This is a genomic window from Hymenobacter sediminis (assembly GCF_003231285.1).
In the GTDB taxonomy this organism is placed as follows: domain Bacteria; phylum Bacteroidota; class Bacteroidia; order Cytophagales; family Hymenobacteraceae; genus Hymenobacter; species Hymenobacter sediminis.
This window is the reverse complement of the sequence record NZ_QKNS01000001.1, coordinates 1323091-1337621: the sequence shown is the minus strand read 5'-3', so window position 1 is coordinate 1337621 and position 14531 is coordinate 1323091. Positions and strand designations below refer to the sequence as shown.

Sequence of the window (14531 nt, the reverse complement as noted above, 5' to 3'; positions counted from 1 at the left end):
GGTAGGGAATTTTTACTGGCCTACCATGAATACTGCGTTTCCAAATAGCAGCTTACCGCCCTGCCAGAAAGCTCGGAACAGCGGATTATCAACGAGGTATATCACTTGCCCGCGGCCCAAGTCCTGGGTACCGAGCACAAAGCTGTCGGTGAGGGCTGGTTGGGCTTTTCGACCGGTGAAGCCGGCTGCGTAGGCATTTTTCTTGAGTACACCCACGTTCCAGCCACCTTGGGGCATAAAGCGGTAGTTAGGCGTATCGCGCAGCAGAGCATAGTAGGTGCTGCCGTATCCGAAAGCCAGAGGGTGGGTGTTATCGAGTTGCACCCTGTAAACGCTACCCTGCACCTGTTCGCCAATCTGCTCACGCTCTGCATCAGCATAGCGGCGGAGGGCAGCATAGGGGTTGGGCTTCCTGGAGGAGGTAGTATCAGCCGATTTGGTTTTCAGCAGGAAGTCTTTTTTGCCGGCCAGAAAGCGGGACGCGCCTTCCAGGGCAATGAGGCGGCCACCACCGCGCACCCAGGTCTTTACGTTTTCTAGTCCACGCTCTGTCAGCACATTGTCGTATCGGCCATCGGGCAGAATCAACACTTCAAACTCACCTAGCGGCACGCTGCTGAAGTAATCGGTTCCGAGCACCGATACGGGGTAGTTAATCTGCTGCTCAAAGAAGTGCCACACCTCTCCGAATGCGGTAGCATCGACGCCCGGACCGGCCAGAATAGCCACCTTGGGTTGTTTAAGGGGCCGCACGGAGCGCGAGCCCAGGTCGCCGCCGCTAGTAGAAAGCCCTGACTGCACCACTTGCACTAACACACCAGCCGAGTCGGCCTGGGCGCGTACCAGTTGATCAAAGCGGGCACCCAGCCGCTCATTGCCCGTGCGCGGAATAATGAGCGTACCCCGCTGATATTTCTGACCTTCGGTTTCGAAGGGCTCATCAGCCACGCGTACTTTCACGCCCTGCTGCTGCAAACGTCCTAAAAACTGCACATCCTGCAGGCTATTCCACCGGGCCAGGTAAGCGTAAGGCGCCTGGGCAGGGGTAGTAGCCTGCGAACTGCTGACCACCATAGCCGACTTAGGCGCCGAGTTGTTGGCATCTACCCTGCCTTTCAGCGCGTAGCTCTTTAACCCGAAAGCATAGGGTAGGGACCATGCCGTGAGGTCGTAGGTCAGGGAATCTTCCAGATCAGCCTGGGGCTCAAACAGCACTTTTACCAGCGTAGACTTCGGTTGATACATGCTGATAACCAAATCCTGGGGCTCAATCTGTACGCTTTCAGTTTTGCCAGTTGCATAGTTGTAGCCCTGCTGTCGGCCGCGCTTGCTGGCAAAGCCATACCTGATCTGCTGACGGTCGAGGTACTGGGTGAGGGCCCGCACCTGGCCGGGGTCGGAGGAAGCAGCCACCACAAAGGATTTGTAGTCGCCGCGGGGTTTGGTGCGCGCATTGGTGTAAAACTTCTGAAACTCCCGAATTAGGTCGTCGTGACGGTCGGCGGCGGCCTGAATGGTAGCCAGGCTGGTAGCGTGGTGGTGGGCAATGCGCTGAGTCAGGGTCAGGGTGTCGCCATCGGCTTTGGTGTAGCTGATGCCGGCCGGGCCGCCTCCCCCCTGCTCGTAAGTCATGCCAATGGCGCCATTGAAGGAGGGCCAGGTGTCGCCATAAAAAGGCGCGAACAGGTCGTAGGTTTCGCGGGTAAAGTACAGCCAGTTGTTTTTGTCGAACACCTTGCGGTTGTAGTCACCGATGATGTTCTGAAATTGCCGCTGCCAGTCGGTGAGGTCGGCGTGGAAAGGTTTGGCCGCGGGCGAGAAGTAGTAGGGATTGTTAGGTCCCATTTCATGGAAATCGGCGTGCACCTGCGGCAACCACTGGTTGTACACGGCAATGCGCTGCCGGCTTTCCTGCTGGGTTTGCCAGGCCCAGTCGCGGTTCAGATCGAAGTAGTAATGATTATAGCGTCCGCCGGGCCAGGGCTCGTGGTGTTCCCAGCTCAGGGCCGAAGAGTTGGGCCGCTGGTTGGCCACGCGGTTGTACCACTGCGCGTACCGGTCGCGCCCATCGGGGTTCACGCAAGGGTCCACAATAACCACCAAGTTCTGGAGCCACTGCTGCATCTGCTGGTTCTGGGGGTTGGCTAGGTCATAGAGCACCTGCATCACGGCCTCCGACGACACCGCCTCATTACCGTGTACATTGTAGCTGAGCCATACCACAGCCGGTTGTTGGGTGGCTGCAGTACCGCTTTCCAGCCCTGCCAGCCGCAGGTTATTGCGCCGGATGTCTTCGAGGTTGGAAAGGTTGGAGGGGGTAGCCACATACACCAGCTCCAGAGGACGGTTTTCGTAGGTTTGGCCGTAGCGCTGCAGCTTCATTTGGGTGGGGCTGTGCTGCACTACGTGCTCTACATAGCGAAGCAGCTCGGCGTGGGGCGTGAAGCGGGTACCCAGTTCGTAGCCTAAGAATTGGCGCGGGGTAAGCAACGGACCGTCGGGGGCAGCTGTAGGGGCCTGAGCAAATACCTGTGGCACCGCCAGCAGGCATAGCAGCCAAAGCCAGGCCGCTCGTAATCGGGAGTTAAGCACGAGAGTAAGGGTAGCGCCGGCCTAGGCCGACGGGTTAAGAAAATGTTCGGTAATCAAAGAAAGCAGAATACCGGCTTCTGTGAGGAAAAAATGCGTTTGTCGCAGCTTTATAGAGCTGTGCTTCGGGCGCTTAGTAGCGTTGCATCAGCTGCTTTACTACCTTACCTCTCAGTGTCCGCCTCTTCCTCCTACCCTCTTTCCGTATGCCAACCTCTATCCTGCGCCCGAACCTTGTGGCCGCCCTCCTGACAGCTGGCACGTACGTCGCACAGGCGCAAGCGCCCATAACATACCCGCTGCCTTCCGCAACAGAAAAGCAGCAGTTAGCCATCACTCAGGCCGATACGCTCTTCATTCAGCAGCACTACAACAAGGCGGAATACCAGATTCCGATGCGCGATGGAGTAAAGCTGTACACGGTGGTGTACGTGCCCAAGGATGCCGATAAGGTAAGATATCCCATTCTGCTCAACCGCACGCCCTATGCCGTCGGCCCCTACGGTCCAGGTAAGTACAAGAAGAATCTTGGCCCGAGCAGCACCATGATGCACGAAGGCTACATTTTCGCTTATCAGGACGTGCGGGGCCGGTACATGTCGGAAGGCCAGTTCATGGATGTGCGCCCGGCAAAAACCAGCTATAAAGGCAAAACTGACACCGATGAAGGCACGGATACTTACGACACTATTGAATGGCTGCTTAAGAAAGGCCCGAAGAACAACGGCCGGGTAGGCCAGTGGGGCATTAGCTACCCTGGCTATTACACCGCTACCGGCCTGCTTAGCCGCCATCCGGCCCTGAAGGCTTCTTCCCCCCAGGCTCCCATTGCCGACTGGTTCTGGGACGATTTCCACCACAACGGGGCCTTCTTCCTGCCCCACGCCTTCAACTTTCTGGCCTCGTTCGGGCTGCCGCGGCCCCAGCCTACCCCTACCGGTAACCCAAGCTTCCAGCACGGCACCCCTGATGGGTACGACTTTTTTATGCGCCTAGGTCCGCTGAAAAATGCTGATACCCGGTACTACAAGGGCCAGGTAGCATTCTGGAACGAAATGGCTAGCCACCCAAACTATGATGAGTTCTGGCAGGCGCGCAACCTGCGGCCTCACCTCAAAAACCTCAATAAAGGCACGGCTGTGCTAACAGTGGGCGGCTTCAACGATGCTGAGGATCTGTTCGGGGCCCTGAAGATTTACGAAACTATTGAAAAGCAGAATCCCGGTATGCGCAATGCTCTCGTGATGGGCCCCTGGGTGCACGGCGGCTGGGCGCGCGGTACGGGTGAAATGGTGGGAAACGTGGCCTACGGTGAGTCGCCTTCCCTGTACTACCAAAAGGAAATTGAGGCGCCGTTTTTCAAGTCATACCTGAAGGACGGTAAGCCTGCTGCTACCCCCGAAGCTACCGTGTTTGAAGGTGGTACCAACCGGTGGCGCACCTTTGCCACCTGGCCGCCCAAGGAGGCCCACGAGCGCACGCTCTTCTTCCAGCCCAGCGGTAAAATTGGGTTTGAGCAGCCGACTACCGGAGTAGAGTTCGACCAGTATATCAGCGACCCAGCGCATCCGGTGCCCTTCACGGAGGCCACTGCCACCGGCATGACCCGTGAGTACATGACCGACGACCAGCGCTTTGCCTCGCGCCGCCCCGATGTACTGACCTACCAGACCGACGTGCTCACGGAGGACATGACCCTGGCCGGCCCCATTGAGGCGCTGCTCCAAGTGGCCACCACCGGCACCGATGCCGACTGGGTGGTGAAAATCATTGATGTGTATCCCGACAGTACTCCAAACAACCCCAACCTGAACCCGGCTGTGAAGCTAGGTGGCTACCAGCAGATGGTGCGCTCGGAGGTAATGCGTGGCCGGTTCCGTAACAGTTTCAGTAAGCCCGAGGCCTTTGTGCCCGGCCAGGTAACGGCCGTGCCGTTTACGGTGCAAGACCTCTGCCATACGTTCCGCAAGGGGCACCGCCTCATGGTGCAGGTGCAAAGCAGCTGGTTCCCGTTGGTTGACCGCAACCCGCAAACCTTCGTCCCCAATATTTTTGAGGCCGATGAAAAAGACTTCCAAACCGCTACCCACCGCCTTTATCATTCTCCGCAGCACGCTTCCCAGTTGAAAATACGAGTGCTCTGAATTTCCAACCAGTGAACCAACGGGTTTGCCGTTCTGGCTGTGCTAGTGGCACAATTAGCCTCAGCAAAGTCTATCAGTGGAAAGCCAAGCGTAAATGATAAAGCCCCAGCGGTAGCGACACCCGTTGTTCAACGATAGATGCCGCCCCGCTGGGGCCTTGGTCTAGTTAGGAGGGGTAGGCCGACGGCGGCTAGCTCAAAGCTCCTCCGAAATTTCAAAAGAAAGAGGATAAGCACTAGTTAATACCTACCCCACTAGTACTTGGCAAAGGGTGACAAAACGACAAAATCATCAGTTCGTCAACTCACTGTTTATAGCCGACCAATATTGCCGTAGTCTATGTCCCGGGGCTTTTCCTTGATCTGATACAAAACACTCTCTGCCACTCCGCGTCCGAACAGGCTGAGCCCGGCGTTGAATACAACCAGAGCGGCGGTACCAGCGGCTACCCACTCAGAAGTAGAGTGACCGTTGCGCTTTTTATCGGCGGCCCATTGCACCAGGCAGGAGCCCAGTCCAACAACTACCAGCCCGGCGGGGGCAAATACCAACCATTTGTCTTTGTGCGTCATCGCCATGCGGAACAAGTTAGGTGTGGGAGAGGAATACACGCAACCAGTAGCGGCAGCGTGACTACCAAAATACACAATCGTACCTTTGCCGCGTGGGGTTACGCTCAGCCCCAACTATATTTTGCCTTGGCACTTAATTGAGCAAGGCGTTTTTCTGCTTTTTATGCTTGTTCCTCCTTATCAGCGGTTGCTGCAACTGGCTTTCCCGACCGAGGCTGATGCGGCCCGCTACCTCCACCCTACTACTTTAGCCGCCTACCGCACCTTTGAGCAGGCCAGTCCCGATGAGCTGCCCTTCCGCTTCGAGCGGGTGCGCTTGGGTGTGGCCCTGGCCCTCATGAAGCTCCTCTCCGACCTAGGCGACCTAGAAGAAAGCCGCCGAGTACTGGAGGTACTACATCGAGCCCTCAAGGCAACTTCCGTGGCTGCCATCGATGCTACCATCACCAAAGAAGCTAACGTCTTCGAGAGGCTCTATACCAACCTCTACGTGAACGAGGACGGAGAGCAACTTCTCAACCTCTTCGAGCGGGCGTTAGACGCAGATTCTCAGCCCCTCATGGACGATGTTATCCGGGAGGCCCTCAAGCTGGCCCCTACCCTAGACTTCAGCCATTTGGATGAGGAAGATGACGATTAGAAAATATTGCATCTTTTACATGACTAAAAGCCAGAACCAGCCACAACAGTAAATAAAAAAGCCGCTCTGAATTCAGAGCGGCTTTTTTATTTACTAAACTCAACAAACTAGTAACCTGGATTTTGCTGAAGTAAGGGGTTTACGTTGATTTCACGCTGAGGAATAGGAAGGACTAAAATATCTTCTGTAATGGGCTCTGACGAAGTAACCCGCTTTCCTGTACGCTTAAGATCATGAATGCGGAAGCCTTCGAAAGCTAGTTCTAGCTGCCGCTCCAACAAAATTGCGTCTAATGTTAGATCTTCCGCCTTAATAGGTGTAGCACCTGAGCGCTCACGCACCCGATTAACATCTAATAGTGCCGCATCCTTGTTTCCTGCTCTAAATGCTGCTTCAGAGCGGATTAAATACATCTCAGCAAGGCGAATTACAGGGATATTTTGCCCATAAGCAGTGTATTTACCCGAGCGTAAAGCGCCCGCGCGGGCACCATTGCCCACATAAATCAGCTTTCGGGTCCGGTTGGGTGGCAGCGAGTCGGTTCCGCGGGCATCCTGCAATTCATACATCTCCGCGAAATACCCTTCTACGGCTACGTCAGCACGCCCCAGTTGCCCAATGCTGGCAAAGTGCGTAGCTAGGCCACTGTTAGCAGTACCTGCATTATTCTGATCATTTTGCTGAATTTCGAGCAGCGTTTCAGAAGAGTTGCGATTGGTAAAGACCGCCTGTAAGGTAGGCGATAATGATTTGGCGCTGTATGTGATTACGCTATCCGCCATTTCACCCGCCTTCTGAAAGTTGCCCTGTTGCAGGTACACTCGTGCCAGTAAAGCCTTGGCTGTATATCTGGAAGCCCGCGTGCCATTGCTCTTAGGTAGCAGTTTATCTGCTTGAACCAGGTCTGTGATTACCTGATTATATACCTCCGCCACTGTGCTACGAGGTACCTGTACCCCTGCCTGTTCTACATTTTTGACGGGAACTAGGTTGATAGGAACACCTAACTGAGTATTGGTCCCGCCAGCCTCATACTGCTTCGCATACAGACGCACCAATTCAAAATACAGGTCAGCACGAACAAAGCGGGCCTCCCCTTCATATTGCTTTTTAAGCTCCGGGGTAGTGACTACCGGCAAGGCATCCAGGATCAGGTTGGACTGGTTGATAGTCTGGTAAGCAACTCGCCAAATGCCCTCAGCCGTTGAGTTACGAGCATTGGTGGTGCGGTTGGCTATATCAGAAAAGTTAGTGAAGGTTCCTTGCCAGTTGATATAGGTTGAGTCAGCAGCTAGCAGTTCGGGTACCAGAATAAGGTTTGTTCCATACAGATTCGGGTCGTCGAGCAGGGCATACATCCCTACTACACCACTTCCTACCTTCTCCTCTGTGTCCAATGCAGTGGCTGCATCTACAGATTGAGCAGGATTCAGATCCAGTTGTTTTTCGCATGCTGTCAGCCCCATAGCTAAGCTCAAGGCGATGACAGAGGCGGAACGAGAGAATATTGTTTTCATCAGAAGTTCTTGCCAAAAGATTAAAAGCCCAGATTAACCCCTACCAAGAAGGTCTTAGCCAGCGGCGGAGTGTAGAAATCATGGCCCAGCAAATAGCTGGCGGCTCCGAATGAAGCTGTATTCACTTCCGGATCGTAGCCGTCATAATTTGTAATTGTGAACAGGTTTTGTGCCGATACATAAATGCGTGCCGATTGCAGATACCCGCGCTTGATCAAATCTTGGGGCAGCGAGTAGCCGAGCGTCACATTTTTCACCCGTAAGAACGAGCCTCCTGACACCCAGCGCGACGACACTCCTGTACCGTTGCTTGAGTAAAGTCGAGCCTGAGGCACATCGGTAAACCTATTATCAGGAGTCCACCGCTTCAGCTGATCAATCGTTTGATTGTCGAAATAAGTACCATTCGAGGATTGGTACGGCCCTGCTGCGTTGTAAATGTCATTCCCATATACAAACTGCCCCAGTATGCTCAAATCGAACCCCTTATAAGAGAATGTATTTGTAACACCACCCGTGTATTTGGGGTTCGGATCACCTACTTTCTGCTGAGCAGCCTGCCCAATTCGGTTCGTAGTGGAGCCCTCCGCTGTATAATAGAGCGCATCCCCATTTTCTGGATTAACGCCGGCGTACTTAGCTCCCCAGAATACACCGATGGGTTGGCCTTCCCGGACGCTTCCTAAGAATTGGCTCTGAATGGGTGCTGCCAGAGCTGTAATCTTGCTTCGGTTAAAGGAGATGTTGAAGTTAGTGGTCCACTTAAAGTCCTTATCGAAGTTGCGGGTATTCAGCGAAACCTCCAAGCCACGGTTTCGCAAGGAACCTACGTTTTCGGTTACGCTGCTTGCCCCTGTTACATAAAGTAACGGCCGGCTCAGCAGCAGGTCACGAGTTTTCTTCTCGTATACATCTACCTCGCCCGAAATCCGGTTATCGAGGAACCCAAATTCTACCCCTAAGTCTGCCTGAGCCGTGTTTTCCCAGGTCAGATTAGGATTTCCCACTACGTTGCTCCGAATGATACCCGCCTGGTCAGCATAAGGCAATGCGTTGTACAGATTACGCGAGGCAAAGTTGCCAATCTCAGCGTTACCCGTCAGGCCGTAGCTAGCCCGAATCTTCAGAAAGTTGAGCACACCATTGTCTTGTAGGAAGCCTTCTTCTGAAAGCACCCAGCCAATTGAACCTGCGCCAAAGGTGCCATACTGATTGTTGCTACCAAAGCGCGAAGATCCATCTCGACGTACACTTCCCGAAATCAGATACTTATTCTGGAAAGCGTAGTTTACCCGTCCGAAAAAGGATATAAATGAGAACCCGCTCTGTAGGGAGCCAGTGCCAGCAGTCTTAATGGCCGCACTTGCTATCCGGGTGAATTCAGCATTAGGGAAACCACGTCCTTCGGCTGAGGTTTCCTTTGTATCGGAACGCTGGAAAGAGAAGCCTGCCAGTGCTTCAATACTATGATCCTCTCCTATTGTTTTAAGATAGGTAGCAGTGTTATTAGTCGTATAGTTGATGACCTGTACTTGGTTGCTGAAACCATAGCCAGAGTTACCACCCGTCTGAGTACCGGCTGCCCGGTAAAAGTCCTCGTTCAGGTTCAGGAAGTCTGCCCCCGCCTCTGTACGCAGGGTCAGCCCTTTAATTGGCTGAAAATTCAGGTAGGCTGTGCTAAACGAACGATACGTACCAGCCCGGTTGGAGCCGTTTTCTAAATTGAGCAGATTGTTGTAATACAGCGTATTGGGATTAAGCTGTCTGGTAACCGGGTCAATTTTTGGCTGTAGAGGTGGTATAGCATTCAGCTGAATCGGGTTGTCAAACGCGTTATCAGTAGGAGTCCGGTCGTTCACAGAACGCGTAAGCGAGAGGTTTAGCCCTACTCGGAGCTTTTCGCTAATAGAGTGGTCTAAGTTAATGCGCGCGCTACCACGGCGGTAGCGGTTTCCTACAATAATACCGGTTTGGTCATTATATGTGGTACTCAGATAAAACCGGGTTTTAGCATCGCCACCACTTACGTTGAAATCATATTGGGTTACTTTGCCATCCCGTAGGCCGGCATCTACCCAATTTTCATCCACTCCGGAATTAAAATCGATGTTTGTGCGCTCGGACTCTGCTTCTTCCTGAATATCAAGTCGGCCAAACGGCGAGTTAAGTGCCGCTTCGGTGAGTAGCTCTGTATACTGCGCAGCATTTAGGAACTTACGTTTGTGGGTAGGGGAGCTAGTACCAATGTAGTAGCCTACGTTCACTTTGCTCTTACCCTGACGTCCCTGTTTGGTAGTTACTAGCACTACCCCGTTAGAAGCCCGCGAACCGTAAATAGCTGCGGAAGCAGCATCTTTCAGGATGGTAATCGACTCAATGTCATTAGGGTTCAGATCGGCTAGTGGGTTCAGCGGCTCAGTATCGGAGCCTACGTCCTGCGAGGTTACCGGAATACCATCAATCACATAAAGCGGCTGGTTAGAAGCCGTTACCGACGATGCTCCCCGCACTCGAATCTGCACGCCAGACCCAAGCTTACCAGAAGTTTGGTTGATGGTTACACCTGGTGTCCGGCCCTGAATAGCTTGCTCGAAGCTCACGACCGGGACGTTTTCAACGTCTTTAGCGCTAAGTTGAGTAACAGAGCCGGTTACATCGGCCTTAGTTTGGGTACCGTAGCCCACAACTACTGCCTCACCCAGTTCCGTAGCACTGCTTTTCAATGACGCCGCAATGGTCGTGCGGTCACCTACTGCTATGGTCTGTGTTTCGAACCCAATTGAACTGAGTACTAGAGTAGCGCCGGGCTGCACCGTCAGCGAGAAGCTGCCATCAGCTCCCGTGCTGGTGCCGTTGGTAGTGCCTCGCTCGAGAACAGTTACACCAGGTAACGCTGAGCCGCTGGCATCCGTCACGCGGCCACTAATGGTACGCGTCTGGGCCGTAGCGGAGGTAGCTACTAGCACACCGCATGCCAGTGGAATGAGGAAATTTTGTTTCATACAACCTGGCTTTCCTTAAAGCCGATTAGAGTGAAAAAAAGCCGGTCCGCTGAGCCGGCAAAAGCGGGTAAGACCGCAATGTACAAGCATTTGTTCAGCATGCATAACATGCGCCTGCCTGACTGGACCGAATTGGAAGTAAGATGTTTGCAATTAGCAATATAAAGTTTAAACTAAATCATATGAGATTCCCTATAGTTCAGCAGTGGCTTTGGTAACCTTGGCTGATTACCTTTACCCAAACTATAAGCAGGTATGTTATTGACATCTGCTTTTTTCTTCCCCTCGAACCTCCCCTAGTACATGCCTGATATTCAATATATCACGGAAGGGCCTGCAGTAGCGCAAGCTGCTCAGCGCCTTCACCAAAGCACACGTATAGCCGTTGACCTGGAGTTTGATGATATGCGGCACCGCTACGGCCGCAATCTGGCCCTGATTCAGATTTTTGACGGGAACACCGTATTTCTCATTGACCCCCTACCCCTTACCAACCCCGCTCAGGAGCTTGAACCCCTGTGGACGGTGCTCCGCGACCCAGCCGTAGAGAAGGTGTTCCACAGCTGCAAGTCCGATATCCTCCTGCTTGATGAGCTATATGGTGTGCATGTGCGCACCATCACTGATACCAGCGTACAATATACACTTTTAGCAGAAGCCGACAACAATATCTCGCTAGGCCGCCTAATTCAGCAGGAGCTTGGTTTTGAAGTGGATAAGGGGGAGCAGAAATCGAATTGGTTGAAGCGCCCCCTCACGGAAGCGCAGATGCACTATGCCGCCAATGATGTACTCTACCTATTTGAGCTGACCGACCGCCTAGCCGCTAAGTTAGCTGCATTGGGCCGCACCGACTGGGCCCAGCAGGAAAACCTGGCTCTAGAAGAAGTACGCTATTCCCGCGACGAGCGCCCCTACCTGCGCTTGGCGGGGAAGTATCGTATTCAGCCCCAAGAGCTGCCCATGTTCCGCGACCTGTTTCTGCTGCGCGATGAGGTAGCCCGCTACATTGACCGCCCTACCTACATGGTAGCCAGCAACGACCGCCTGGCCGAGCTTACTCGCCTGCCGGTAACCAGCTCGGGTAATTTACGCAATGCTCCTGGCCTGCACCCTGAACTAAAGCGCAGCCCCTTTGCCGAACGCCTGATTAACCTCACGCAGGAAGAGCGGGAGCCTGAGCCACCGCTTCCAGCTGAGCAGCGCCGCTTCCCGTTCCGGCGCCGCCTGACGGGAGCCAAAGCCGCCCAGGCCGATGCCCGCGAAGCCTTGCTCACTGCCCTGAAAACCCATCTGGCCGAAGACCACAGTCCTATTATGGCCAACCTTGTACTCAGCAACCGTCTGATTGCGGATATTATTGAGCAGGGAGCAAACCAAACATTGCGGGCCTGGCAGCACCAGCTTTTGCGCGATACGGCGGAACGCCACGGCCTGGATTTCGAGCAGATAGCTCATCCTTTTGACCTCAAGAACTAGCCAGCCCCTATCTCGCTATTTGGGAACAATCCTACGCGAAACCAGAAGCGGATGTGCTTCTGGTTTCGCGCATTTTAGGGGGTAGGCGGACTAGTGCAGCTTCTCATTTTGCTGGTGACGGCTAGCATCGCGGATGGTTTTCTTGGCAAGGTTGCGTTGCAGGGCTTCCGTGAGGTTGACACCGGTTTGGTTAGCTAAGCAAATCACCACGAACAGCACATCGGCCAGTTCATCGGCTAGTACCTTATCCTTGTCTGATTCTTTGAAGGACTGCTCGCCGTACTGGCGAGCAATGATGCGGGCCACCTCGCCTACCTCTTCGGTAAGCATGGCCATGTTGGTTAGCTCGTTAAAATACCGCACGCCGGTGGTTTGTATCCACTTATCTACGGTTTGCTGGGCTTCTTCAATGGTCATAAATACATGATTAAGTTGGCGTTTGACTGTAGCATATTCGGGCGCTTCACTCATTGCCTTTATCAAGGACGATGGTTACCGGGCCGTCGTTGAGGAGCTCTACCTGCATGTCGGCCCCAAACTCGCCGGTAGCTACCGAGCGACCTAGCTGCGCGGCTACCAACTGCACAAACTGCTCATACAGCGGAATGGCTATGGGCGGAGGGGCCGCCTCCGTGTAGCTGGGTCGGTTGCCTTTGCGGGCATCGGCCAGCAGTGTAAACTGGCTCACGACTAGCACCTCGCCGGCAATATCCAGCACGGAGCGGTTCATTTTGCCTTCCTCATCAGAGAAGATGCGCATCTGCACTAGTTTGCGCGCCATCCAATCGAGGACGGGGGTAGTATCCGTGGGGGCAAAACCAGCCAAAACCAACAAGCCGGGTCCAATTTGCCCGGTGATGCGCCCTTCTACGGTAACCTTGGCCTGCCGAACGCGCTGCACTACAATGCGCATAACTAGTGAGAGTGAGAAGTAAAGGAAAGGGTTGCTGGTACCGGAGGGGGTAGCAACCGTGCCCGCAAGTACGCCGCTACAGCCGGCAATTCGTAGTATTCAGGCCTGAAAACCTAATATTGCCTTTACTCAGCCCTGGTGGCGGGGTAGCTTCACCGATTTACATCTCGTCACTTGCCTTTCTCGCGCCCTCAACTTCCGTGGCTGCTAGCTGCCTTGCTGCTGGTAGCCTTGGTGCGGCTGTATGGACTGGCGGATGCAGCCCTGCCCGACTATGACTCCGTGCGCAACTGGCAAATTGTGCAGGAGGTAGCGCACGGGCAACTGCTACATCTTTTTCATCATGGCAGCCCACTGTTTTCGTTGCTGTATGCGCCGGTAGCTTGGCTGACTACTGATTACCGGGTGTTTCAGCACTTGAACGCGCTGGTAGCCGTGGCGGCGCTGGGTTTGCTGGCCAGTTTTATAGCGCGAGAGGCCCGGCTGGCTGGTTGGCAAACGGCGCTGCTCACGCTCCTGATGGGCACCAGCCTGTTCCTGACCTTTTCTGGCCGAGACTTCACCATGAGTTCCTGGAGTCTGCTGTGCTTTGCGGGATTGTTGCGGGCGTATTACTTCCGGCTGCAGCACGCCACGGCTACTACCCTGTACCGGGCGGCGGGTTGGCTGATGGTGGGTTTGTGCTTCAACTACAAGTTTCTGCTGACCCTACCCATTCTGTCGGTGCTGGAGTGGTGGCAGGCCGATAACCTGCTCTGGCGAAATGGCCACTGGTGGCGGGTAGCAGCATTGTTGCTGGCCCCTTACTTGGTGCTGGGTGGGGTAGGCGTACTGGCAGGCTTACCTTGGTACATTTGGCCCGCTATTTATTACAAGGTCGCCTTTCCGGAAGCAGCCAACGCAGCGGGCCGGGCCGCCACCATCCGGCCCGACGGGCTGTATTACCTGCGCTACCTCTGGGACTTTGAGTCGGGGATAGTGTGGCTGGGGTTGCTGGGGCCGCTGCTGGGGTTACTGCGCCTTCGTCGGGGCGCAGCCCTACCCTTAGAAATGTATCTGGCGGTATGGGGATGGTGCCTGCTGGCTGGCATGTCATTGCTGATTAAGGCTCCCCGAGGCCTTTTGTGGGCTTACGGCATCTGGTACGCGCTGGCGATGCTGCAGCTGCGGCAGTTACCCAAAGTAGGTATAGTGGTGGTAGTGTTGGGCGCTGTGGGGCTGAACGTAAGGCGGATTCAGCAGGAAATCTATGCCTACTCGCCCACTAGCTACCCTGCGGTAGCAGCCTGGCTGCAGCATCACAAGGCCGGACCAGTTATCAGCACAGTGGGCATAGGGCTGGCTCCTTTCCGTTCAGCTTCCGATTCAGTGAGGGCGGTGTTTTCAGACCAGCAAGCAGCTTTCTTACGTCGACGCGGCCACCGCTACTTACTACTCGACAACTATTGGCGCGTTACCAATGTGGCCGCCTTCGACTCTTTGCGCCGCTTGCCCAGCGTAGCTGCTTGGCCAGAGCCGCTGCTTACTTCTCCCCTACTCTTTCTGGAGCACTCTGAGTTTACCGGCCTCAGCTACGAGCAAACCTTGGCCCGCCAGCGTGCCGCTCACCTCGACTCCGCCCAACTCCGGATAATTCGGTGGTGAGTTTAACATACTGCACTGGCAGCGCACATAG

Annotated in this window: 10 protein-coding genes; 4 read left to right on the top strand and 6 right to left on the bottom strand. The window is 54.5% G+C overall.

The genetic code is table 11. The features are described 5' to 3' along the window. Positions 1 to 12 precede the first annotated feature (12 nt). Positions 13 to 2592 (bottom strand): M14 family zinc carboxypeptidase, encoded by a 2580-nt coding sequence (locus DNI29_RS05835; protein ID WP_110977095.1) that lies wholly within the window; start codon positions 2590 to 2592, stop codon positions 13 to 15. A gap of 203 nt (positions 2593 to 2795) precedes the next feature. Here DNI29_RS05835 and DNI29_RS05830 point away from each other — a divergent pair, with 203 nt between their 5' ends. Then, a complete protein-coding gene (locus DNI29_RS05830) occupies positions 2796 to 4733 on the top strand; it encodes a CocE/NonD family hydrolase (RefSeq protein WP_110977094.1) in 1938 nt (645 codons plus the stop codon). A gap of 311 nt (positions 4734 to 5044) precedes the next feature. Here DNI29_RS05830 and DNI29_RS05825 read toward each other — a convergent pair whose 3' ends face one another. Next, entirely contained in the window at positions 5045 to 5311 is a 267-nt protein-coding gene (locus DNI29_RS05825) for a hypothetical protein (RefSeq protein ID WP_123823088.1), read from the bottom strand. 157 nt (positions 5312 to 5468) lie between these two features. Between DNI29_RS05825 and DNI29_RS05820 the strand changes: the two genes are divergently transcribed. Then, positions 5469 to 5945: a hypothetical protein gene (locus DNI29_RS05820; RefSeq protein WP_110977092.1), complete on the top strand. Its 477-nt coding sequence runs from the start codon at positions 5469 to 5471 to the stop codon at positions 5943 to 5945. A 107-nt stretch (positions 5946 to 6052) separates the two neighbouring features. On the opposite strand, the gene DNI29_RS05815 is transcribed toward DNI29_RS05820, so the two are convergent. Together DNI29_RS05815 and DNI29_RS05810 are read right to left on the bottom strand one after the other, a co-directional pair. Continuing rightward, entirely contained in the window at positions 6053 to 7462 is a 1410-nt protein-coding gene (locus DNI29_RS05815) for a RagB/SusD family nutrient uptake outer membrane protein (RefSeq protein WP_110977091.1), read from the bottom strand. 20 nt (positions 7463 to 7482) lie between these two features. Beyond that, complete coding sequence (locus DNI29_RS05810) at positions 7483 to 10464, bottom strand: SusC/RagA family TonB-linked outer membrane protein (protein WP_110977090.1); 2982 nt, start codon at positions 10462 to 10464, stop codon at positions 7483 to 7485. Positions 10465 to 10767: 303 nt separating this feature from the next. Here DNI29_RS05810 and DNI29_RS05805 point away from each other — a divergent pair, with 303 nt between their 5' ends. Further along, positions 10768 to 11943 (top strand): ribonuclease D, encoded by a 1176-nt coding sequence (locus tag DNI29_RS05805; protein WP_110977089.1) that lies wholly within the window; start codon positions 10768 to 10770, stop codon positions 11941 to 11943. Between the two features lie 90 nt (positions 11944 to 12033). Here DNI29_RS05805 and DNI29_RS05800 read toward each other — a convergent pair whose 3' ends face one another. Together DNI29_RS05800 and dtd are read right to left on the bottom strand one after the other, a co-directional pair. Next, positions 12034 to 12360, bottom strand: coding sequence for a nucleotide pyrophosphohydrolase (locus DNI29_RS05800; protein ID WP_110977088.1), 327 nt, complete (start codon positions 12358 to 12360; stop codon positions 12034 to 12036). Between the two features lie 46 nt (positions 12361 to 12406). Further along, the gene (gene dtd, locus DNI29_RS05795; RefSeq protein ID WP_110977087.1) at positions 12407 to 12856 is read right to left on the bottom strand and encodes a D-aminoacyl-tRNA deacylase; all 450 of its coding nucleotides are present in this window, start codon (positions 12854 to 12856) and stop codon (positions 12407 to 12409) included. A gap of 174 nt (positions 12857 to 13030) precedes the next feature. On the opposite strand from dtd, the gene DNI29_RS05790 reads away from it, so the two are divergent. Then, complete coding sequence (locus DNI29_RS05790; RefSeq protein WP_123823087.1) at positions 13031 to 14500, top strand: glycosyltransferase family protein; 1470 nt, start codon at positions 13031 to 13033, stop codon at positions 14498 to 14500. The last annotated feature ends 31 nt before the right edge of the window (positions 14501 to 14531 follow it).